Here is a 23,317-nt window from a genome sequence, read left to right as displayed (position 1 = left end):
GATTCGATGGAATTTCAGTTTCCTATTATACAAATTATGAATGAACAAGGGTGCATTGTGCGATCTGAATATCGCGAACAAATTACAAAAGAACTGGTGATGACAATGTACCGTCATCTCATCCGCACCAGAATGTTTGATCGGAAATGTGTCAGTCTGCAGCGGCAAGGTCGCATTGGTACTTATGTTCCGTACGAGGGACAGGAAGCGTGTCAAGTTGGAAGCGCTCTTGCATTGCGCAATGGTGACTGGATGTTTCCGACATACCGCGATCACGGAGCGATGATGACGTTCGGCCGCTCCTTAACGCAAACGCTTCTATATTGGAAAGGTCGAACGGAAGGGTGTGTTCCATCTGAAGGAAAAAAAATCGTTCCGCCGAGCGTTCCGATTGCCACGCAGCTTCCGCATGCAGCAGGAGCAGCCTACGTCGAAAAGAGGAAAGGAACGAAAAATGCGGTTATCGTTTATTTTGGAGATGGGGCAACATCTGAAGGAGATTTTCACGAGGGACTCAATTTTGCAAGCGTTTTCAATTTACCTGTGGTCTTTTTCAACCAAAACAATCAATATGCGATTTCCGTGCCGATTACTCGCCAAATGAAATCGAAGACGATCGCGCAAAAAGCGCTGGCGTATGACATTCCTGGCATTCGCATCGATGGAAACGACATTTTTGCCGTGTATTTTGAAACGCAACAAGCGCTTGAACGAGCAAGAAATGGAGGAGGACCAACATTAATTGAAGCGGTCACATGGCGTTATGGCGCCCACACTACTTCCGATGACCCATCGAAATACCGCGATCAAGAAGAAAGTAAGCGAAGACGCGAAACGACCGATCCAATCAAGCGGATTGAGCGATTTATGCAGCAGGAAGGTTGGTGGGATGAACAATGGATGAATCAAGTACAGAAGGAAGTGAGCGTGGAAATCGAGCAAGCGGTAGCAGAAATGGAACGATATCCAAAAGCGAACCCAGCTGACATGTTTGATTATGTTTTTGCCCAACCGACGTGGACGATTGCCGAACAGAAAAACGCGTATTTCCAATGGAAACGGGGGATCGAAGGATGACGACAGCGGTGAACACCAAGACACTAACGCTTGTGCAAGCGGTTAATGATGCACTTCGCACGATGTTAAAAGAGAGAGAAGATGTTATTTTGCTTGGAGAAGATATCGGAAAAAACGGGGGTGTATTTCGCGCCACGGAAGGATTACAGGAGGAATTTGGCGAGGATAGGGTCATCGACACGCCGTTAAGCGAAGCAGGATTTACTGGTGCGGCGATCGGGATGGCGATCAATGGACTTCGGCCTGTCGTTGAAATTCAGTTTTTAGGCTTTATTTATCCAGCATACGAGCAAATTATGACGCATGCCGCACGGATGCGCGCGCGGACGATGGGACATTTTACCGTGCCGATGGTCATCCGCGCCCCGTATGGCGCGGGAGTTCGCGCTCCAGAAATTCATTCCGACAGCACCGAAGCACTGTTTACCCATATGCCAGGTATCAAAGTCGTCTGCCCATCTACGCCATATGACGCAAAAGGTTTACTCATTGCCGCCATTGAAGACCCCGACCCGGTGCTGTTTTTAGAGCCAATGCGCATCTATCGTGCATTTCGAGAGGATGTACCAGAAGGAAAATATACGGTTGAAATTGGCAAAGGAAAAAAATTGCGCGAAGGAGACGATGTAACCGTCATCGCGTGGGGGGCGATGGTGCCAGTAGCGATGAAAGCAGCCGAATCTGCGGAAAAAAAAGGAATTCATGTCGATGTTATCGACTTGCGCACACTCTACCCACTTGACAAAGATATCATCGCCGATTCGGTTCAAAAGACGGGGCGGACGGTTATTGTGCAGGAAGCTCACGCCACTGGTGGATTGGCGAATGACATTCTCGCTGTTATTAACGATACATCGTTTTTATATCAAAAAGCGCCAGTAGAACGAGTGACTGGATTTGACGTTCCCGTGCCGTTTTTTGCTTATGAAGATGATTATTTACCTACACCAGAGCGCGTTTTGCATGCGATTGAAAAAGTAATGAACTTCTAGCGGAAGGGGTAGAAACAATGGAAGTGAAACTTCATGATATCGGTGAAGGAATGACCGAAGCTACCGTATTAAATTATCTGGTCAAAAAAGGAGATCATGTAAAGGCAGACCAACCGCTAGTCGAAGTACAAACGGATAAAATGGTAGCGGAAATTCCCGCACCAGCCGCAGGTATCATCCAAGATATTCTCGTTCCCGAGGGGGAAACGATTTCAGTTGGCACGACGATTCTTACGTTAGAAACAAAATCATCGCCACTTGCAGAAACGCCGTCCAGTCAGCCAAATGTGGCGACGGAATCCACTCGCCCGTTTGCCATCAAAGAAGAAGAGACTGTTTCCGTTAAGCGGACGATAAAACGGCGCGTGCTTGCCTCGCCGTATACACGGAAAATTGCCCGCAAACACGGAGTGGATTTGGAACAAGTTGTCGGTACAGGACCAGGCGGCCGAATTACTGACGATGACGTGTACCGCTTTATCGAAACTAACAATACGAAGCAAACGAATCATTCGTCGATCGCAGGCAGCGATGTGGAAGCTCAATCATTCGAAAAAGTGGGTGACAACTCACAATCATCTTCCATCATCCCGTTCCACGGTCGCCGCAAGCAAATCGCGAAAAAAATGGCGCAATCGTTATATACGATTCCGCATTGTACGCATTTTGAAGAAGTCGATGTCACCGAGCTCATCCGATTCCGTGAAGAGCTGAAACAGCAAAACTTCCATATTTCCGCAACGGCGTTTTTCATTAAAGCGTTGTCGCTCGCGTTAAAGCAGTTTCCAATATTTAATTCTAAGCTTGATGAAGAACGCGAAGTGATCCATCTTAAACAAGAGCATCATATTGGCATTGCCGTCGACACAAAAGAAGGATTAATCGTGCCAGTCGTCAAACATGTCGAATGCAAGTCACTGCGGGAGATTCATGAAGAAGCGAAACATCTCACGAAAAAAGCGCAAGAAAACAAATTGACGCTTCAAGAAATGACAGGAAGCACGTTCACCATCAGCAACGTAGGTCCGCTCGGTGGCAGCATTGGCGCAACACCAATTATTAATTATCCGGAAGTAGCACTTATGGCGTTCCATAAAACGAAAAAACGTCCTGTTGTCATGGAAAATGATGAAATCGCAGTTCGCTCAATCATGAACATCTCGATGTCATTTGACCACCGCGTCGCCGATGGTGCGACGGCTGTGGCGTTTACAAACTATTTTGTAAGACTGATCGAAAATCCAAAACTAATGTTAATGGAGTTGGTGTAAATGGTAGTTGGAGAACTTGCCCATGAACGAGATGTCGTCATCATTGGCGGAGGACCAGGCGGATATAACGCTGCGATTCGCGCTGCCCAGTTTGGTCTGTCTGTCACACTCATCGAAAAAGAGGAGCTCGGTGGTGTTTGCTTGAACAAAGGCTGTATTCCGTCAAAAGTGTTCACTCATGCTGCGCAGAAAATGGCAGAGCTTCCTCACATTGAGGAAATCGGGATTGAATTGGGACATGTTTCGTTTCAATTAGGAAAACTACAAAACTATAAGACAAAGGTAGTTACTCAGCTTCGTCAAGGCGTAGAAGCGCTTTGCAAAGCGAACCGTATCGAAGTCATCCGCGGCAAAGCGTCCTTTTTAGCGGAAGACCGCATCGGCGTTGAATCGGGAGAAGTGTTTGACGTGTACCGCTTTCGGCACGCCATCATTGCCACCGGGGCATCGTACGTTTCACCACCATCCATCAATATTGACCATGAACGCATTTTAAACGTGTATTCGATATATGGATTGGAAACATTACCCAACCATTTGATCGTTTACGGAAACGACTATATCGTGATTGAAGTGGCAATGAGTTTTCGCGCGTTTGGTTCGCAAGTGTCTGTCATTACGGATGATGGCACATTTGGGCTAGATGAAACGGTCGCTAATGAATTGCAGAGAATATGGAAAAAACGGAAAATCAAACTTTATCAGCATTGTAAAGTAGAAAGCGTCACGTTATTGCTGGATGCCGTTGCCGTCACGTTAAAGACAAAGACAGGAGAAACGGTGACGGTCGAGGGCTCGCATGTATTTGTGGCATGCGAAGCGAAAGCGAACATTGATGAATTAGGCATCGACCGTCTTGGCATCCAGCGCACGGAGCAAGGATTTATTGAGATCAACCATCAAGCGAGAACATCGCTTCCCCATATTTTCGCTGTGGGGGATGTAACAGGCGGGCCGATGCTTGCAGTGAAAGCAGTCAAACAAGGAAAAGTCGCCGCTGAAACAATCGCTGGAAAACAGTCCGAAATCGACCTCACCTTTCTTCCAACGATTGTACATTCCATTCCGCCGATAGCGAGCGTTGGATTGACGGAAGACGAAGCAAGAGTGCAGTATGAGGACATTCGTGTCGGAAGTTTTCCGATAACTGGAAACGGATATGCTAGTATTATTGGCCAAAAAGATGGATTGGTAAAAATCATCAGTGATGTAAAACAAGATGTGATACTAGGCGTTCATATGATCGGTGCGGGAGCGGTTGATCTCATTTCGAGCGGAATTATTGGATTGGAAATGGCCGCACGTGAGGAGGATATGAAATTTCCTTTTTACCCGCATCCGAGTAGCAATGAAAGTTTGTTAGAAGCAGTAGAAGCATTACGAGCGGAAGCAGTTCATCTCCTGCCAGCAAAGCAGAAAAAGAGCGAGAAAAAAGCAGTCTCACACTGAGACTGCTTCTGTTTGGAAAAGGTCATGGTGCTTTATTTGAAGTGTCTGTTTCAATTCGGCGAGGGAAGGAGATTTGTTTTCAAATGTATATACATCAAGGCAGACAAGGGAATATTCATTGCCAGGATCAAAAACAACAGTAATAACCTCTTCCGTTCCGCAGTCAAATTGTTGAAACACATCCGCGCTACACTGATGGATATCTAACATGTTGTATTTCTCACGAACAACGTAATATCCTTCCTTTAACTGCCCTGCAAACAAGTTTTCCGTACCAACTAACTCATGAACGATCATCATTGCACGCTCCCTAGAATATGAAATATTACCTAATCGCACTATTACTATACTACAAAATTAAAGAAAATATAATGATTTTAAGACAATGTTCGAAAAATTGTCATGAAATCATAAAGACTTGACGAGACGCTATAAAAAATTCTTGCAAAAACTTTCAAACAAAATGTTATATTGTAACACTATCGTAAAAAATGTTAATTTTTACCCTTTTCTTAAACTTTGTCAATCTTTATTTTTAAGTAATAGATGGGTAGGATTACTATTCATTACAAAAAAGGATTTAATAATAATGAAAGATAATTTTTTACAACCCTAGTTCTCATCGGGGATAGACTAGGATTTTTTTATGAAAAAATCCCTTCTTGCAGAACAATAATGGTAAATTAATGTAATTACCATATTTATCTAAAAATTTTACAAAAAACTCGTGTTATGATGTATGTGCAAGCAAGGGTGAGATTGAAGGAGGAGAAACAATGAATAAAAAAATCGTATTTTCACTTGCTGCATCTTTAGCGATTGTAGGAGCATCTTTTACAACTACAACAGCGAAAACGGAAGCGGCAGGGCCTGCCCCATGTCCGTCTATCCAAAACTATGAAGTTAAAACTGTCTATCCATCTAATATTCAAGATATCGAAAAATGGGTGCAGTTTATTTTAGATCAAACAGGATATGCAGAAGTGGCAAAAACAGTACAGCCAAAACCAGCCACAACTACTGTCCAAAAACCATCAGCGAATGTACAAACTCCTGTAAGCAAGCCAGCAACGCAGGCGCCTGCACCAAGTCAAAAAGCAAATGTAAATGAAGCAGGATTAAAAGCTTATGAACAACAAGTAGTAGATTTAACGAACAAAGAAAGAGCGAAATATGGCTTGCCGCCTTTAAAGGTTGATTTAGCGTTAAGCAAAGTGGCCCGTGAAAAGTCAAGAGACATGGCAGTGAACCATTATTTCTCCCATAACAGCCCGACATATGGTTCTCCGTTTGAAATGATGAGAAAATTCGGCATTTCTTATACGGCCGCCGGAGAAAATATTGCAAAAGGCCAACGGACTCCGCAAGAAGTAGTGGCGGCTTGGATGAATAGCCCAGGCCATCGGGCGAATATTTTGAACAAAAACTACACGCATATCGGAGTAGGTTTTGAAGAAAACGGATATATCTGGACACAACAATTTATAAGAAAATAAGGATCAATGATTCTGAGGCTGTCCTCAAAAGGTCGTTTTACGGCCTTTTGGGACAGCCTCCATAATTTTGTTATTTACTACTGAGTTCTGTTTTTAAAATTTCTAAAAAATGGATAGAACTTTTTGATATATAGCGATTTTTTTCAACAATAACTGCTGCTTCAGCCTGGATAGAGGAATCTATAATTTCAAGTACGGTGATTTCTGGAATCCGGAAAATGGAAACAGTAGATTTTGGTACAATTGTTGCTCCAACTCCTTTGGAAACTAGCGATAATAATATAGTAACGTCAGGGCACTCACAAATAATTTTTGGTTCAAAACCGTGACGTCGGCATTCATTAATAACGAGTTCATATTGACCTTTTCCACTGATTCGATGGAGAAGAAGAAGAGGAATATCAGTAAATTCTTTCATGTAAATATAATGGTGATGATATTTCCATTGCTTTGGTATAACAGCTACGTAAGGGTCACTTGGCAAACTAATAATTTCATATTGATTAGAATCAATTGGAAGACGAACGATACCAATTTCAATTTCTCGTTGTTTTAACAATTCGCTAATTAGAAAACTATCTCCCTCTCTTAAATGAAATTTAACATCTGGGAAATTTTTGTTGAATTTTTTTATTGTTTCAGGTAAGTAGAAAAAACAAGATTTTACGCATCCTATGGACAGTATACCTTTGATTCCTTCATTTGTTTCTCGAACTTCTAAAATGGCATCATCTAATTGCTGTAGTAACTGTTTTGCTTTATGATATAAAATTTTTCCTGATTCAGTTAATTCTAATTTTTTACCGTTTCTTTCTAGCAACGTAACTCCCAAAGTTTCTTCGAGCTGTTTTAGCTGTTGGCTTAGCGGAGGTTGAGCAATATGTAGTTTTCTAGCCGCTTTTGTAATTTGCCCTTCTTCAACAATTGTCGCAAAATATTTTAATTGTTTTATATCAATCATGCTTATTCTCCTCTCTTGTATATATTTTTCATATACTTAACCAATGTTTTTTATATTTTTCATATATGAAATCATATGTTATATTAATTCTAAAGATTCAGAAAATAATTCTGGTGAAAGAGGTGAGTTTTTAAACAAAAGAAATCGCTTACTATTGTAATTATACATGAAAATGGAAAAAGAATGTAGGAGGGAATAACAAATGCCAGCAAAAACAGGTAAAGAGTATATCGAACGTTTAAAAAAAGCGAAAAGTAATGTCTATATTCACGGGGAAAAAGTTGAGGATGTTACCGAACATCCAGCGTTTAAAAATGTCATTCAATCGATGGCACGTCTGTATGATCTTCAATACGAAAAGCCGGGAAAAATGTTATATACGTCACCAACAACGGGAAACAAAGTTGGTATGACATATATTCAGCCTACGACGAAGGAAGAATTGATTGCCAGACGGGAAGCAACGCAAGAATGGGCACGTACTTCCGCGGGAATGATGGGGCGTTCACCAGATTACTTGAATGCGGAAGTGATGGCGATGGGAGTAGCTAATGACTTGTTTGCCGAAGATGACCCGATGTTTGCTGAGAACGCGAGAAATTATTATGAATATGCACGTGAAAACGATATTAGCCTTACACATACACTCATTCATCCACAAATGAACCGTTCAAAAGCTCAACATGAACAAAAAGATGCAAACGTTCCTTTGCATTTAGTGGAAAAAAGAAAAGATGGCATTATCGTTGATGGTATCCGTCTATTGGCGACGCAAGGTGGAATTACTGACGAAATTTTAGTATTTCCGTCCACGGTTAAAAAAGTGGGATCAGGTGAAGATCCATACTCGTTAGCGTTTGCCATTCCAAATAATACTCCAGGTGTAAAATTTATTTGCCGTGAAGCGTTTGACTACGGCAAAAGCGTTTGGGATCATCCACTAAGCTCGCGTTTTGAAGAAGGGGATGCCATCGTTTCATTTGAAAACGTATTCGTTCCATGGGAGCGCGTGTTTGTTTGTGGGAATTCTTCCATTTGCAATCGGACGTTCCGCGAAACAAACGCAGTTGTTCATATGTCTCATCAAGTGGTAGCCAAAAATATTGTGAAAACAGAATTTATCCTCGGTGTTGTTCTTTGTATTATGGATGCAATTGGTATTGAACAATTCCAGCATGTCAAAGACAAAGGAACAGAAATTATGTTAGTGCTCGAGACGATGCGCAGCCATTTATATCGTGCGGAACATAACGCTAAATTGGACAAATGGGGAACGATGACGCCAGATTTTGAGGCGCTTGACGCTGCAAGAAATTGGTATCCGAGGATTTATCCGCGTCTAGCAGAAATTGTGCGCATTCTTGGCGCCTCTGGATTGATGGCGATTCCGACCGAAGCTGACTTCAACAATGAAGAAATCGGCTCGATTGTGCGAAGAGCGATGCAAGGGGCAAATATCGATGGATATGAGCGCGTGCAATTGTTCCGTTTGGCGTGGGATATGACAATGAGCGCCTTCGGAAGCCGGCAAACGCATTATGAATACTACTTTTTTGGTGATCCAATCCGTATGGGAATGACTTATTTTGATAACTATGAAAAAGATTATTACAAAAATTTAATTTACGAATTTTTAGGAACACCGAAGCTTGCTAATGTTTCTGTCAATACTAATTAATCAAAAAGAGGGGGGCTAAATCGTATGAAGTTTAATATTATCCGCTGTGCGAGGGCAGTGTTAAGAGTGACCGATTTAAATGCTTCACGTGATTTCTATGAACGTGCTCTAGGCTTTGTTGTGACTGAAGCAGACAACAACCATCTATATTTAAGAGGATTGGAGGAATACCATCATCATAGTTTATTGTTGAAAAAAGCGGAACAACCTAGTGTAGAAGTTATTAGCTATAAAGTTCATTCTGAAGAAGATTTAGAGGCTTTGTATCACTTTTTCCGACAAAAACAGCTGAATCCGAAATGGATAGAAGAAGGTCAACAACATGCAATTGGAAGAGCCTTCCGTGTTCAAGATATATCTGGCCTCCCATTGGAATTTTTTGTGAAAATGGATACGGTTGAACGGCTGTTGCAGCGATATGACTTGTATCGTGGTGCGAGAGTACAGCGAATTGATCATTTTAACTGCATGGTTACAGATGTGCAAAAAGCGTACGATTTTTATGTAAAAGAATTAGGGTTTGCTTGTTCAGAATATACAGAAACAGAAGATAAACAGTTATGGGCAGCTTGGTTGCATCGGAAACCGAACGTTCATGATGTTGCGTTTATGAATGGCAAAGGGCCACGTCTTCATCATATTGGCTTTTGGCTTTCCGATCAACTCAGCCTGATTCACGCTTGCGATGTGCTTGCTTCGATGGGATATGCCTCGAGCATCGAACGAGGGCCGGGCCGCCACGGGTTGTCCAATGCCTTTTTCCTTTATTTGCGGGACCCAGATGGGCATCGAATTGAATTATATACGGGAGATTATTTAACAAGTGATCCTGATTTTCAACCGATTCGTTGGGATATTAACGATCCGCGTCGCCAAACATTCTGGGGACATCAAGCTCCAGACAGCTGGTTTGAAGAGGCATCCATAGTGCTAGATGTTCATGACGATAAAACGGTAGAAGTAAAAGAACCAACTTTGCAAAAAATGAAACCTACATTCATTATTTAAAAAATAAAGGGAAGAGAGATATGAGAAAAAAATTATTTATTGATGGAAAATGGGTGAAAGCCGAAAAATACACTTCACTTCTATCTCCATATAATGAAAAAATCATTGCTGAAATTCCTGTTGCTACTTTAAACGATGTCGATCAAGCAATTGCAGCTGCTTACCATGCGCGTGAAAAAATGGCGAAAATGCCGAAACATGAACGGGCAAAAATTTTAGAAAACGTAGCCTCCTTGTTAGAACAACGAAAAGAGGAGGCTGCACACATCATTGCACAAGAGTCCGCTAAACCGCTTCGCACAGCATTAGAAGAAGTCAATCGTACGATCCAAACATACAAATTTTCATCAGAAGAGGCAAAGAGGATTCATGGCGAAACGCTGCCGTTAGATGCGGCACCTGGTGGGGAAAATCGAATTGGTTATACTATTCGGGAGCCAATTGGTGTGATCGGGGCGATTACTCCATTTAATTTTCCGATGAATTTAGTTGCTCACAAAGTTGGACCTGCTATTGCTTCTGGAAATACGATTGTCTTAAAGCCAGCTTCGCAAACACCGCTATCCGCTTTCTTTATCGCCGAACTACTGCAAGAGGCTGGTTTGCCTGATGGTGCATTAAATGTTGTGACAGGTAGAGGGAGTCTTATTGGTAACCAAATTGTACAGGATGAACGAGTGAAAATGATTACGTTCACAGGAAGTCCTCAAGTAGGAATTGCGATTCGCAACAAAGCAGGGTTAAAACGTGTCACACTTGAACTTGGTTCCAATTCAGCTGTAATTATTGATGAAGGTGTAGATTTACGTTCAATTGTTCCGAGATGTGTGAAAGGGGCATTTTCCAACCAAGGTCAAGTATGCATATCTTTGCAACGAATTTATGTGCATAAAAATATATACGAAGAATTTGTTGATCGATTTGTGTCAGAAACAAGAACATTGACAATCGGCGATCCGCTCCATGCCAGCACAGATATATCTGCATTAATCTCTAAAAATGACGTGCAGCGTGTATTAAATTGGATTGAAGAAGCAAAACAAGCTGGGGCTACGGTGGCAACTGGAGGAGATATAACAGGAAACATCGTACATCCTACGGTGCTGCTTCATACAAAGCCAGATATGAAAGTTTCCTGTCAAGAAGTATTTGGCCCTGTCGTTCTCATCAATAAAGTAGCTTCCGTAGAAGAAGCAATTCAATTTGTTAATGATTCTCGATATGGGTTACAGGCAGGAATTTATACGAATCATATTGCCCGTGCTTTGGATGCGGCAGAGAAGTTAGAAGTAGGCGGGGTAATGATCAATGATATTCCAACATTTCGTGTTGATCATATGCCGTATGGTGGAGTAAAAGAAAGCGGGATAGGAAGAGAAGGGATTAAATATGCTATAGAAGAAATGACAGAGTTGAAATTAGTAGTGATAAACCGACAGTGATCGTGATAAAAGGAGTGAAGAAAGTGGACGATCGTACATTTAGAAATGCGATGGGGAAATTTGCAACCGGTGTTACTGTCATTACGTCCTCTTTAGACGGTCAAGTGCGTGGAATGACAGCAAATGCATTTATGTCAGTGTCATTAAATCCGAAGTTGATTCTTATTTCTGTTGGAGAAAAGGCTAAAATGAATTCAGTCATTCAACAAACAGGGAAATTTACTGTCAATATTTTATCTGATCAACAACAAGATCTTTCTATGTTATTTGCTGGACAATTAAAAGAAGAGCGGCACGTGGAATTTAATTGGATTGATGGCCATCCGATATTACCAGATGCCTTAGCCAATATTTTGTGTGATGTCGATACATCATATATCGCAGGGGACCATACGTTATATATTGGAAAAGTAACAGACATTTACATGAAAGAAGGCGATCCGCTGTTATTTTTTGAAGGAAAATACCGCAATATCGCTAGCCTTTCAAATGGGGGATGAGTCGGTGAAAGTTATTTATATAGACAAAAACACAGACTTGTCTGCCTTTAAGCCTGAACCATGTGTAATGGCGCTCGGTTTTTTTGACGGAGTACATGTAGGTCATCGAAAGATTATTGAAACGGCAAAACGCCTCGCAAAAAAGAAACAATTAACACTGGCCGTGATGACATTTTTTCCGCATCCAAGCCAAGTGATTCCGACATCTAAAAAAGTGAACTCATATCTTTCCCCTCTATCAATAAAACAAGAGATTTTTGCAAAATTAGGAGTGGAAAAGTTTTATATTGTCAAATTTGATGAGGATTTTTCGAAACTTTCTCATAGAGAATTTGTTGATCGATTTCTTATTTCTCTCTGCTGCCGTCATGCGGTGGCAGGATTTGATTTTACGTACGGATATAAGGGAAAAGGGACAATGGAACAGCTCGAACAGGACGGAAAGGGGATATTTGAAGTTACAATCGTTCCAGAAGTGAAGTATCAAAACAAAAAAATTAGTTCTTCGATGATTCGGCAGTTATTATTGTCCGGAATGGTTCATGATGTTCCGCATTATCTTGGGGATTATTATAGTGTTTTGTGTACGCTCACTAATTCAGAAGAAGAGGATAAAGAAAAGATGACTTTTCATGCCCGATTAGAATATGATTATATGATTCCGAAAATAGGTGAATATGTCGTTCAAATAGAAATAGGCAGAAACTATTATAGAGGAATCTGCAATATTTCTGCCAAAACTTTACACACGAATATGTTGAATGGAACGATTATTGGATTAAACAAAATAAACGATAAACAATCTATAAAGCTCGCTTTTATTAGACGTCTGTCAGATGAAGAAACATCTGCCAATAATAAAAAATTAAAGTCAGTTATATAGAAAAACTAGCTTACGAAATATCATATATGATTTACTCGTTGAAAACATATATAATTTTATATATAATATAATCAAATTTTAGAAAATTAAGAAATGAACAGAAATTATAGGAGGGCATATTTTATGGCTTACGAAGAGATTAAACAAAGATTAAGAGGGTCCATCGCTCCTGTCATTACACCGTTTGACAGCGAAGGGAATATCGATTTTGAAACGATGAAAAAATTAATTGACTGGCAAATTGAAAGTGGAAGCCATGGAATTTCCGTCACAGGAACATCGGGAGAACCTAGTTCCTTAACGATTGAAGAACGTAAGAGAGTAATGGAAACAGCGAAAAAAGCAGTAAATGGAAGAGTTCCATTTATTCCGGCGACCGGTTCCACGAATCATGCGGAAACACTTGAATTGACAAAGTTTGCTCAAGAGATTGGCGCGGATGCTGCTATGGTGATTGTGCCTTACTATAATAGACCATCCCAGCAGGCACTTTATAAGCATTTCAAAGCTGTCGCTGATTCGGTAGATATTCCGATTATTATTTATAACATTCCAGGAAGAACGGCAGTGAATTTAGAAGTGCGGACGATGGCGCGGCTAGTAGAAGATTGTCCGAATATTATCGGAGTGAAAGAGTCCAATAAAGATTTTGAACACGTCAATCGCGTTCTTCTTTATTGCGGCAGAAATTTTCTCTTATTCTCCGGTATTGAGTTATTATGCTATCCGATGCTAGCAATTGGTGGAGCAGGATCGATTAGTGCGACGGCAAATGTGGCACCAGCAAAAGTAGCGGAAATGCACAACGCATGGTTTGAAGGAGATGTGAAACGGGCACAAGATCTTCATTTTGAACTGATGGAGTTAAACGATATTTTATTCATGGAAACGAATCCAGGACCGGTAAAGGCAGCGTTAGGAATGATGGGAAAAATTACACCGAAGCTACGGTTGCCTCTTGATTTGCCAAGCGAAGAGATTCAAGAGAAAATCCGGCAAACGCTCGTGAAATACAATCTATTAACGGAAGTAACATCATGATTGCCGGGAGCGTGGTGGAAACAGGTGGCTAAAGCATTTTTTAAAATTGCTGGAATTTCTTATACGATGGAGTCGGAAGTAGATCCAGAGAGAAATACAGTGATCATTGATGGAACGGAGTACAATGCGAATCAACTGCAATGGGGAGCACCAGCGATGGGTGCCATTTACGGCGTACTTTTAAACTACAAAGAGGAATGGGAGCGGTTTCGGAAGCAAATGACGAAGCCGCCGTACCATCACCCTCCTAGTGCTCCGATTTTGTATATGAAACCAAGCAATACGGTAAATGTGCATGGGGGATGTATTCCATTGCCAGATGATGCGTCTGAGCTGCAGGTCGGGGCGGCGCTTGGCGTGGTCATTGGGCAAACTGCGACAAAGGTCGCAAAAGAACGTGCATTCGATTATATCGATGGATATACGATCGTAAACGATGTTACCATTCCGCACGAAACGATTTATCGTCCCGCTGTAAAGGAACGCTCAAGGGATGGATTCGCTCCGATGGGACCTTGGGTGGTCGAGAAAAAGGAAGTGGTTGACCCAGATTCGCTCGATATACGAGTGTTTATCAATGGCCGCTTAGTCCAGCATAATAACACGAAACATTTAATGCGTCCTGTAGCGTCATTATTGGCTGATATTACTGAGTTTATGACGCTATATCCAGGGGATGTCCTACTTGTTGGTGTTCCAGAAGGTGCGCCGCTTGTGAAAGCAGGAGATCATGTACGCATTGAAATCGAAAAAATCGGAAGTTTAGAAAACACGGTTGTGCATGAAAGCGATTGGATAAAGGAGATTGGACGTCATGAAACGCGCGCGCGTAGCGTTTAACGGTGCTGTTTACGGGGCGGTAGTAGAGGAAAGTGGGCTCCTGCGATTGAATAATGGACGCACCGTGAAAGAAGAGGAAGTAACATGGCTTCCTCCTGTTGAGCCGCGGACGATTTTCGCGTTAGGACTAAATTATGCCGATCATGCACAAGAATTATCGTTTTCGGCCCCGAAAGAGCCGCTTGTCTTTTTCAAAGGGCGAAATACATTAATTGGACATCGCGGCGAAACACCAAGACCTCCCGATGCAACGTTTATGCATTATGAATGTGAGCTTGTTGTTGTAATCGGAAAAACGACGCGGAAAGTTAAGGCGGAAGAAGCATATGAATATGTGCAAGGCTATACAATTGCGAACGATTACGCAATTCGCGACTATTTGGAGAATTATTATCGCCCGAATTTCCGTGTGAAAAATCGCGATGACTGCACGCCGATTGGTCCATGGCTGGTCGATAAGGCCGATATTGATGACCCGATGAACCTCACGTTGCGGACATATGTGAACGGGAAGTTGGTACAAGAAGGAAATACGAAAGATATGATTTTTAGTATCCCGGCACTAATCGAGTATTTAAGTAGTTTTATGACGCTGAATGCCGGCGATATGATACTCACTGGAACACCAAAAGGAGCAGTCAATGTCAATGTAGGCGATGAGGTCGTCGCCGAAATCGAAAAAATCGGCCGATTAATGAACAAAATCGTATGACAAAGGGGGCCCGTTTTCATGCCTCACTTTATTTTGGAATACACCGATAATATCGCAAAAGAAGCGAATATTCATGAACTATTGCGCAAAGTTCATCAAGTGCTTATCTCGCAAAGCGATTTGTTCCCGATCGGCGGCATTCGTTCAAGAGCGATTGAATTGAAAGAATATTACGTTGCCGACGGCACAGAGGACGATGCGTTTGTGCACGGCACGCTGAAAATCGGCGCAGGACGTTCAGAAGAGGATAAAAAAGCGGTTTGCGAGGAAATTTTTAGCGTTATGAAGGAGCATTTCTCCGCGCTTTACGAGAAGCGGTACTTGGCGCTATCTCTAGAACTACATGAATTTAGTGAATCGGGAACATACAAACATAATAATATTCATCGCCGTTACCAAACGTAATTACTCGTTAGGAGGGAAAAGCATGGCAGCCAAAATCAGCAACGTGCTCCACTATATCAATGGAGAATTTGTTGAAGGCGCATCAGGCAACTATTTTGAAAATATAAATCCATTTACGAACGAAGTCATTAATGAAGTGGCGGGAGGCTTGAAAGAGGATATTGACGCAGCTGTCCGTGCGGCGAAAGAAGCGTTTGACAATGGACCGTGGCGAACGATGTCCGTCCAAGAACGAATGACATATATTTTGCGGATTGCCGATTTAATTGAAAAACATGCGGAGGAAATTTCGTATTTGGAATCGCTTGATACGGGGCTGCCAATCAGCCAAACGAAAAAGCAGGCGGCTCGCGCTGCCGAAAACTTCCGATTTTATGCGGAAATGGTGAAAAGCCGCATGGTTGGGGAAGCGTATCACGTGGACGGACAATTTCTCAATTATACCATTTACAAACCGGTCGGTGTAGCAGGATTAATTACGCCGTGGAACGCGCCGTTTATGCTAGAAACATGGAAAGTTGCGCCGGCTCTGGCCACTGGAAATACCGTTGTGTTGAAGCCAGCGGAATGGTCGCCACTGACGGCAAACAAACTGGCAGAAATTATTCATGAAGCGGGACTGCCAAAAGGGGTATTTAACGTTGTGCACGGCTTTGGAGAAACCGCGGGAGCTTCCCTTGTCGCCCATCCGGATGTGCGGCTTATTTCCTTTACAGGTGAAACGACAACGGGTTCGGAGATTATCAAAAACAGTGCCGATACATTGAAAAAGACGTCGATGGAATTAGGAGGAAAATCTCCGGTCATCGTCTTTGCAGACGCGGACTTAGAAAAAGCGCTTGATGCGGTAGTATGGGGCATTTTCTCCTTCAATGGCGAAAGATGCACCGCCAATTCCCGCCTGTTTTTAGAAAAATCGATTTATGATTCGTTTGTCGAAAAACTCAAGGAACGAGTGAAAAATATTTCCATTGGCGACCCGATGGATCCTTTGACGGAAGTCGGACCACTCATTCACCGAAAACATTGGGAAACGGTGATGAATTATATCGAAATCGCAAAACAAGAAGGAGCGGAAGTTTATTCGGCGGACGTTCCGGAGGAGCTGAAAAAAGGAAACTTTGTACCGCCTACGCTGCTATTGAATTGTCATAACAGCATGAAAGTGGCGCAGGAAGAAATTTTTGGCCCAGTTATGGCAGTAATGTCATTCGAAACGGAAGAAGAAGTGATTCGAATGGCAAATGACGTAAAATACGGACTAGCGGCATATGTATGGACGAACGATATAAAACGAGGCCATCGCATCGCTCAATCGATCGAAAGCGGAATGGCGTGGGTAAATTCGCAAAACGTCAGGGATTTGCGCATTCCGTTTGGAGGCACGAAATACAGTGGTATCGGCCGCGAAGGCGGTCATTACAGCTTCGACTTTTATACGGAAGTGCAAGTGATTCACGTTTCTATCGGCGATCATCCGATACCAAAATTCGGAAAATCCAAACAACCTTCCGCTGCTTCCGCCCAACATGGATAAAATAGAAAAATTACATGCTTGTGAGTATATAGCATATGATATATGATAATAGTATGGAATCCAAAACAAAAAACAAAACACAAATTGCCTATGAATATATTCTTTCTCGCATCGAAAACGGCTTGTATGGGCCGGGATATCGGATCGTCATCGATCAAATTGCCCGAGAGTTAAGCTTGAGTAGCATTCCGGTCAGGGAGGCAATCCGCCAATTGGAAGCGGAAGGGTGGATTCAATATAAGCCTTACACGGGTGCTATCGTCAGCAACATTAACGAGAAAGAATATTTAGAAACGTTGTCTGTCTTGGCGGTGCTTGAAGGATACGCGACAGCGCTAAGCTCCAGTAATATGAAGGAGGGGATGATTCAACAATTAACAGAATTAAATAAAAAGATGGAGCAGGCGCTGCAGGAATTTGACTTTGAGCGATTTAGTGAACTCAATTATGAATTTCATGCGCTCATTTACAAACATTGTGGCAACGCGTATTTAGAAGAGCAAATTAAGCAAATTTGGCAGCGAATGAGGCGAATCCGCGCGTATGGGTTTACCTTTGTGCCGCAGCGGGCGAAGGAATCCATTAAAGAACATGAAGAAATTATCCGTCTGTTAAAGGAACAAGCGCCACGAAACGAAATTGAGGGCTTTGTTCGTCAGCACAAATTAAATACGGTGGAAGCTTTCAAAAATCGCTAGTATCACTTCTCCATTCAACTAAAGCGGTAATGCTTTAGTTGAATGGGATGATAAATAAGTGATTGTCATTTACGCTTTGTCATATATTATTTCATATACCGAAAATGTATAAATGCTACCTCCTATCTTACTACGACTCCAGTTTTTTGCCTCTCTTTGCATAAATAATTCGTGCCACACAGCTGTGTGTAGACTTCGCATAAATGAAAACGGTACCATTTATCAGGATTTTTAAGGGGGATTCGATGAGGGATGAGAAAGTTTTTATCGGTCATGATATCTATGTTATGCGTATTCATTCTTGCTTCGTGTGGCAAGGAACATTCAAGCGGCTCCGAATCCGAAGTGATTAAAATTGGTGGAATATTTTCTGCTTCTGGGGGAGCTGCGCCATTAGGAAAACCGGAAATGGAAACAGTGAAGATGCTAGTCAAGGAACTGAATGAAAATGGTGGGGTTAATGGCAAAAAAATAGAATTGATTACTTATGATGATAAGTCTGATCAAAATGAAGCCGTATTATCCACGAAAAAACTTATTGAACAAGAAAAAGTCACAGCGATTATTGGTGGTACGATTAGCGGTAATGCACTCGCCATGATTCCTCAAATCGAAAAAGCAGGTATTCCATACATCTCCTTAGCAGCTAGTAAACAAATAGTCCAACCTGATGATCATTCTCCAAGAAATTGGACATTTAAAACCGCTCAAGGTGACGACATCGTGATTTCTAAACTATTAAGCTATTTAAAAGAAAATGGCCTACAAAAAGTGGCATGGCTCAATGTCGCGAACGCTTACGGAACAAGCGGACATGAGGAATTTAAACGTTTAGCCCCTAATTACGGGATAAAAGCAATTATTGAAGAAGAGTTTGAAGCAACCGTAGACGATGCAAAAGCGATGCTGACGAGAGTGAAAAAAGCAAACCCTCAAGCGATTATCGTATGGGGGACCACTCAAGAATCAGCAGTTGTTACAAAAAATATTCATCAGTTAGGTATTCATATACCAGTTATTGAAAGCCATGGAATCGGTACAAAGAGCTTTATTGATTTAGCGGGGGAAGCAGCGGAAGGGGTTATCTTCCCAATTGGACGTATTTTAGTGGCAGAACAATTGCCGGATAGTGATCCGCAAAAAGAAATGTTACTGAATTATAAGAAAGATTTTGAGAAAGCGTATAACTATGAACCAACTACATTTGGCGGACATGCATGGGATGCGTTCCATTTATTGATCAATGCGATCAAAGAAGCAGGAACGGATAAAGAAAAAATAAAAGAAAAATTGGAAAACACGAAAAACTTTATTGGAATATCGGGAATCTTTAATATGACGAAAAACGATCATACCGGATTAACAGCGGATAGCTTAGTAATGGTGCAAATCAAAGATGGCAAGTTTGTGCTTGCGGAGTAAAACCTCGTATAAGGAGGGAATTAGATGACTAATTCCCTTTCTTTTACATTAAAGAATGATTAGAAAAGGAAGTGGGCAGAAGATGGATGTATGGAGTCAGTTTGTGCAGTTACTTTTTTCGGGATTGACGGTTGGTAGCATTTATGCATTAGTCGCACTGGGATTTGTGATTACCTATAGCATTACTGGTATTTTAAACCTAGCTCAAGGTGATTTTGCGATGCTGGGGGCGCTTATTTGCATTTCCTTTGTAAACAGCGGTTTTCCTTTTATTCTCTCTATATTGCTTAGTGTTGTTTTAGTGATGATCATTGGTGTATTATTTGAAAGATCTGCCATTCATCCAGCGAGGCATTCATCTACAGCTACATTAATTATTATTACGATTGGGGTAGCGTTTGTTTTTCGTGGAATCGCGATTTTTGTTTGGGGAACGCAGCCTTATGCGTTACGACCGTTTACCGGCAATGATTCCTTACAGATTTTCGGGGCTGTCATTCAAACACAAAATATATGGGCGATTGGAATTTCTTTAATAAGTTTAGCCGTTTTATATTTCTTCTTTAATAAGACCTATATGGGAAAAGCGGTGACAGCTTGCGTCGTGAATCCTTTTGCTGCTCGTCTAATGGGAATTCAACCACGAAAAATGTCATTTGGGGCCATTGTTATCAGCGCGGGGCTTGGGGCATTAGCAGGAATCATTATTGCTCCTATTTCTGGCGCTTCGTATGACATGGGAGTGATGATAGGACTAAAAGCATTTATCGCCGCGGTAATTGGAGGACTGACAAATGCGCCCGCTGCCATTGTCGGAGCTTTTATAATAGGGATTTTGGAGGCGTTTACAGAGGGATATTTTTCTTCAGGGTATAAAGATGCGATTAGTTTCGGATTACTTTTGCTTGTTTTGTTTTTTATGCCAAATGGAATTTTTGCAAAGGCGTCTGGGAAACGGGTATAAGGGGGAAAAGCAATATGGGCCTAGATTTAAATAAAGTATATAACAGAAGCACAAAAGGATCGATTCTGTTTGTTGTAATTTTGCTTGGCCTGCCACTTGTTTTTTCAACGAATAACTATTTGTTAAGCACGCTTATTATGATTGGATTTTATACGATTGTGAGCACAGGATTGACATTACTGATGGGATACGCAGGACAAATATCGCTAGGACAAGCGGCATTTTACGGAATAGGAGCTTATACGTCTGCATATTTCACTACCCACTTTGGACTTTCTCCATGGCTTGCCATGATGGTGGGAGCGGTTATCGCGGCAATGGTAGCATTTATTATTGGCATTCCTGCATTTCGATTAAGAGAACATTACTTAGCATTGGCTACTTTAGGTTTTGGTGTCATTGTATTCACTTTTTTTAAGGAATGGAAAGAAATAACTGGTGGACTAAACGGATTTTTTGGAATTCCGCCTATCAGTCTATTTGGGATTACCATTCAAACGGATTTTCAGTTTTATTATCTTGTATGGATCTTCGCATTGATCGGCATTCTTTTTGCTCGTAATATTGTTCAATCTAGAATAGGCAGAGCGTTGTTATCAATTCATGGAAGTGAAGTTGCAGCGAATTCGCTAGGAGTGAACATTACAAAATATAAGCTGCAAATGTTTATGATCAGCGCCATTTATGCAGCCGTTGCAGGCAGTTTGTACGCGCATTATGTTACATTTATTAACCCGCAATTATTTGAAATGATTACGTCTATTTATTTTTTAATTATGGTTGTAATAGGTGGAACTGGAAACGTCTGGGGTGGTTTGATTGGCGCGGCAGTATACGTATGTCTAGGAGAGCTGTTAAAAGAGATTGTCCCGCTATTTATTCCGAATGCGAGCGGGGAATTTGAGATTGTATTTTTTGGAATTTTGCTTGTTATTATTCTTATTTACATGCCAAACGGATTGTCTCATTCCATATCGAAAATAGTAAAACGAGTGTTACCTGCCTGGCGCCGAAAAAAACGAGTCAATGCTTGTTTCGGAAAATGAGAATGCCAGTTCTATAGGGGGCGAACGTCTATGAAGGAAAATGTACTTTTACAAGTCCATCAATTATCAAAATCGTTTGGAGGCGTTCATGCCGTGCAGAACGTTTCGTTTTACGTTCATGATCGAGAAATTGTTGCGGTCATTGGACCGAACGGGGCAGGTAAGACGACGCTGTTTAATGTTATTACAGGTATTCTCTCGCCAACGAGCGGTTCTATTGTTTTCAAAGGGAGTTCCACCGTTGGTAAAAAACCTTTTCAGCTTGCACAGTTAGGAATAACAAGAACGTTTCAAAATCTTCAAGTGTTTGGAAATATGACCGTAATTGAAAATGTTATGGTTGGTCTGCACCCGCGGTTAAAAACGGGGATATTCAGCGCGGGGATTCGTTTGCCGCGGGTGTCAAAAGAGGAGAAACAAGCGCTGGAACAAGCATTCGCATGTCTGCAACAAATTGGAATTGAACATCTTGCTTTTGAAAAAGCAAACGTATTACCGTACGGAACGCAGCGGTTAGTAGAGATCGCAAGAGCAGCTGCCTCCAATCCTTCCCTTATTTTGTTAGATGAGCCGATGGCTGGGTTAAATCCGCATGAATCAAAAAAATTAGTCGAGGTTTTATTGACTATGAGAAGCAATGGCATGGCATTTTTGTTTGTCGAACATGATATGGAAACGGTGATGTCGATTGCGGATCGAATCGTTGTATTAGATTACGGAAAGAAAATCGCGGAGGGGAGCCCTGAAGAAATTTCACAGCACCCGGATGTCATTAAAGCGTATTTAGGGGAGGAGGAGATGATATAGATGCTGGCGTTAAATGATCTTCATGTTTATCACGGTCATTTGCACGTACTAAAAGGAATTCATTTGCAAATTGGTAAAGGGGAAATTATGGCGATTGTGGGGGCAAACGGAGCAGGAAAGAGCACGTTGCTAGGTACAATTGCAGGCATATATCTACCGAAAGAGGGCGAAATTATTTTTGAAAACGAGGCACTTCCTTATGGGAAAGTAGAACAAATCGTAAAAAAGGGGATTTGCCTCGTTCCGGAGCGCCGACAAATTTTCGATGATTTGTCTGTAAAAGATAACTTACTGTTAGGAGCGTATCATCGATATCGGCACGATTTTCAGCAAGTGATGAGGGATTATGAAAACGTGTTGGAAGTTTTTCCAAAGTTAAAAACGATGCTAGACAGACCCGGGGGCTTGTTGAGTGGAGGAGAACAACAGATGTTGGCAATCGGACGAGGATTAATGGCAAAACCGACATTGATGTTGTTAGATGAACCTTCTTTAGGTCTTGCTCCGCTTGTTGTAAAAGAGATTATGAAACTGCTCGAGCAATTACGGGATCAGCTTGGCATGACTATTTTGCTAGTAGAACAAAACGTACGAGCAGCATTGCAAATTGCAGACTATGCTTGTGTGCTCGACCGCGGTGAAATCGCTATTCAAGGCAAAGCGGATGAGCTATTGCACGATGAACGAGTAAAAAATGCTTATTTAGGAATTCAAAAAAGGACCTCATATGATGAGACAACAATATCAAACAAGTAGGAACATAACATAATTAATTAACTCCATTGAAACGCGATGGGAAAATTCGCGACAGGTGTTACGGTTATATCGACATTTTCAAGGAGAAATAAAAGGAATGGCATCAAACGCGTCCATGTCCGCTTCGCTTAATCCGAAGACAGTTCTCGTTTCTATTAGGGAGAAGGCAAGAATGAATCCAATTATTAAACAAACGGGCAAGTTCGCTGTGAACATTTTAGTGAGAGAGCATGAGGATCTTCCCCGCCTGTTTGCCGAGCAACTCAAGGAAGGGAAAAGGTAGATTTCTATGGGTAAACGGACAACCGATTTTACCTTATGTAAATACATAG

General features: G+C 41.7%; 24 protein-coding genes. 22 read left to right on the top strand and 2 right to left on the bottom strand.

Translation table 11 applies throughout. The features are described from left to right. The first annotated feature begins 6 nt into the window (after nucleotides 1-6). Genes pdhA through lpdA form a run of 4 tightly spaced genes read left to right on the top strand, consistent with a single transcriptional unit; the run spans nucleotide 7 to nucleotide 4,789 of the window. The gene (pdhA, locus tag DER53_RS14730) at nucleotides 7-1,077 is read left to right on the top strand and encodes a pyruvate dehydrogenase (acetyl-transferring) E1 component subunit alpha (protein WP_062755145.1); all 1,071 of its coding nucleotides are present in this window, start codon (nucleotides 7-9) and stop codon (nucleotides 1,075-1,077) included. Further along, the gene (locus tag DER53_RS14725; protein ID WP_062677988.1) at nucleotides 1,074-2,069 is read left to right on the top strand and encodes an alpha-ketoacid dehydrogenase subunit beta; all 996 of its coding nucleotides are present in this window, start codon (nucleotides 1,074-1,076) and stop codon (nucleotides 2,067-2,069) included. Before pdhA ends, DER53_RS14725 begins: the two co-directional genes overlap by 4 nt. Nucleotides 2,070-2,086: 17 nt before the next feature. Further along, the gene (locus tag DER53_RS14720) at nucleotides 2,087-3,340 is read left to right on the top strand and encodes a dihydrolipoamide acetyltransferase family protein (RefSeq protein WP_062755147.1); all 1,254 of its coding nucleotides are present in this window, start codon (nucleotides 2,087-2,089) and stop codon (nucleotides 3,338-3,340) included. Continuing rightward, the gene (gene lpdA / locus DER53_RS14715) at nucleotides 3,341-4,789 is read left to right on the top strand and encodes a dihydrolipoyl dehydrogenase (protein ID WP_062755149.1); all 1,449 of its coding nucleotides are present in this window, start codon (nucleotides 3,341-3,343) and stop codon (nucleotides 4,787-4,789) included. It abuts the gene before it with no gap. Here the strand turns inward: lpdA and DER53_RS14710 are convergent. Next, nucleotides 4,781-5,089, bottom strand: a complete 309-nt coding sequence (locus DER53_RS14710) for a hypothetical protein (RefSeq protein ID WP_223812193.1) — start codon at nucleotides 5,087-5,089, stop codon at nucleotides 4,781-4,783. The genes lpdA and DER53_RS14710 overlap by 9 nt on opposite strands. Nucleotides 5,090-5,565: 476 nt before the next feature. Here DER53_RS14710 and DER53_RS14705 point away from each other — a divergent pair, with 476 nt between their 5' ends. Continuing rightward, the gene (locus tag DER53_RS14705; protein ID WP_062755151.1) at nucleotides 5,566-6,285 is read left to right on the top strand and encodes a CAP domain-containing protein; all 720 of its coding nucleotides are present in this window, start codon (nucleotides 5,566-5,568) and stop codon (nucleotides 6,283-6,285) included. Nucleotides 6,286-6,355: 70 nt separating this feature from the next. Here DER53_RS14705 and DER53_RS14700 read toward each other — a convergent pair whose 3' ends face one another. Then, nucleotides 6,356-7,246, bottom strand: a complete 891-nt coding sequence (locus DER53_RS14700; protein ID WP_062677984.1) for a LysR family transcriptional regulator — start codon at nucleotides 7,244-7,246, stop codon at nucleotides 6,356-6,358. Nucleotides 7,247-7,448: 202 nt separating this feature from the next. Between DER53_RS14700 and hpaB the strand changes: the two genes are divergently transcribed. The 17 genes from hpaB (at nucleotide 7,449) to DER53_RS17810 (ending at nucleotide 23,268) form a co-directional block, all read left to right on the top strand. After that, complete coding sequence (gene hpaB, locus DER53_RS14695; RefSeq protein ID WP_062677983.1) at nucleotides 7,449-8,924, top strand: 4-hydroxyphenylacetate 3-monooxygenase, oxygenase component; 1,476 nt, start codon at nucleotides 7,449-7,451, stop codon at nucleotides 8,922-8,924. Nucleotides 8,925-8,948: 24 nt separating this feature from the next. Continuing rightward, entirely contained in the window at nucleotides 8,949-9,932 is a 984-nt protein-coding gene (hpaD, locus tag DER53_RS14690) for a 3,4-dihydroxyphenylacetate 2,3-dioxygenase (RefSeq protein WP_062677982.1), read from the top strand. A 20-nt stretch (nucleotides 9,933-9,952) separates the two neighbouring features. Further along, a complete protein-coding gene (locus DER53_RS14685; protein ID WP_062755153.1) occupies nucleotides 9,953-11,374 on the top strand; it encodes an aldehyde dehydrogenase family protein in 1,422 nt (473 codons plus the stop codon). 23 nt (nucleotides 11,375-11,397) lie between these two features. Continuing rightward, nucleotides 11,398-11,874 carry a flavin reductase family protein gene (locus DER53_RS14680; RefSeq protein WP_062755155.1) on the top strand — a complete coding sequence of 159 codons (477 nt, stop codon included), beginning with the start codon at nucleotides 11,398-11,400 and terminating at the stop codon, nucleotides 11,872-11,874. 4 nt (nucleotides 11,875-11,878) lie between these two features. Then, entirely contained in the window at nucleotides 11,879-12,757 is an 879-nt protein-coding gene (locus DER53_RS14675; RefSeq protein WP_062755157.1) for an FAD synthetase family protein, read from the top strand. Nucleotides 12,758-12,880: 123 nt separating this feature from the next. After that, a complete protein-coding gene (hpaI, locus tag DER53_RS14670) occupies nucleotides 12,881-13,798 on the top strand; it encodes a 2,4-dihydroxyhept-2-ene-1,7-dioic acid aldolase (RefSeq protein ID WP_062677979.1) in 918 nt (305 codons plus the stop codon). A gap of 24 nt (nucleotides 13,799-13,822) precedes the next feature. Next, nucleotides 13,823-14,638 (top strand): fumarylacetoacetate hydrolase family protein, encoded by an 816-nt coding sequence (locus DER53_RS14665; protein ID WP_062755159.1) that lies wholly within the window; start codon nucleotides 13,823-13,825, stop codon nucleotides 14,636-14,638. Continuing rightward, entirely contained in the window at nucleotides 14,613-15,350 is a 738-nt protein-coding gene (locus DER53_RS14660) for a fumarylacetoacetate hydrolase family protein (RefSeq protein WP_062677977.1), read from the top strand. The genes DER53_RS14665 and DER53_RS14660 overlap by 26 nt, the downstream gene beginning before the upstream one ends. A gap of 18 nt (nucleotides 15,351-15,368) precedes the next feature. Beyond that, nucleotides 15,369-15,755, top strand: coding sequence for a 5-carboxymethyl-2-hydroxymuconate Delta-isomerase (locus tag DER53_RS14655; protein WP_062677976.1), 387 nt, complete (start codon nucleotides 15,369-15,371; stop codon nucleotides 15,753-15,755). A gap of 22 nt (nucleotides 15,756-15,777) precedes the next feature. Continuing rightward, on the top strand, nucleotides 15,778-17,292 hold the full coding sequence (gene hpaE / locus DER53_RS14650) for a 5-carboxymethyl-2-hydroxymuconate semialdehyde dehydrogenase (RefSeq protein WP_062755161.1): 1,515 nt from the start codon (nucleotides 15,778-15,780) through the stop codon (nucleotides 17,290-17,292). Nucleotides 17,293-17,345: 53 nt separating this feature from the next. Continuing rightward, nucleotides 17,346-17,990, top strand: coding sequence for a GntR family transcriptional regulator (locus tag DER53_RS14645; protein WP_062677974.1), 645 nt, complete (start codon nucleotides 17,346-17,348; stop codon nucleotides 17,988-17,990). A 252-nt stretch (nucleotides 17,991-18,242) separates the two neighbouring features. Further along, complete coding sequence (locus DER53_RS14640) at nucleotides 18,243-19,412, top strand: ABC transporter substrate-binding protein (protein WP_062755163.1); 1,170 nt, start codon at nucleotides 18,243-18,245, stop codon at nucleotides 19,410-19,412. Nucleotides 19,413-19,494: 82 nt separating this feature from the next. Further along, on the top strand, nucleotides 19,495-20,376 hold the full coding sequence (locus DER53_RS14635; protein ID WP_062677972.1) for a branched-chain amino acid ABC transporter permease: 882 nt from the start codon (nucleotides 19,495-19,497) through the stop codon (nucleotides 20,374-20,376). Between the two features lie 14 nt (nucleotides 20,377-20,390). Further along, nucleotides 20,391-21,422 (top strand): branched-chain amino acid ABC transporter permease, encoded by a 1,032-nt coding sequence (locus DER53_RS14630; protein ID WP_121910057.1) that lies wholly within the window; start codon nucleotides 20,391-20,393, stop codon nucleotides 21,420-21,422. 30 nt (nucleotides 21,423-21,452) lie between these two features. Next, entirely contained in the window at nucleotides 21,453-22,229 is a 777-nt protein-coding gene (locus DER53_RS14625; protein ID WP_062755165.1) for an ABC transporter ATP-binding protein, read from the top strand. Then, nucleotides 22,230-22,985 (top strand): ABC transporter ATP-binding protein, encoded by a 756-nt coding sequence (locus tag DER53_RS14620; protein WP_062677969.1) that lies wholly within the window; start codon nucleotides 22,230-22,232, stop codon nucleotides 22,983-22,985. Between the two features lie 97 nt (nucleotides 22,986-23,082). Then, on the top strand, nucleotides 23,083-23,268 hold the full coding sequence (locus DER53_RS17810; RefSeq protein WP_375781772.1) for a flavin reductase family protein: 186 nt from the start codon (nucleotides 23,083-23,085) through the stop codon (nucleotides 23,266-23,268). Nucleotides 23,269-23,317 lie beyond the last annotated feature (49 nt).

This window comes from Parageobacillus toebii NBRC 107807 (assembly GCF_003688615.2).
In the GTDB taxonomy this organism is placed as follows: Bacteria; Bacillota; Bacilli; order Bacillales; family Anoxybacillaceae; genus Parageobacillus_B; species Parageobacillus_B toebii.
Note: the sequence above shows the minus strand (reverse complement) of the source record. Positions and strands in the feature narration are given on the sequence as shown.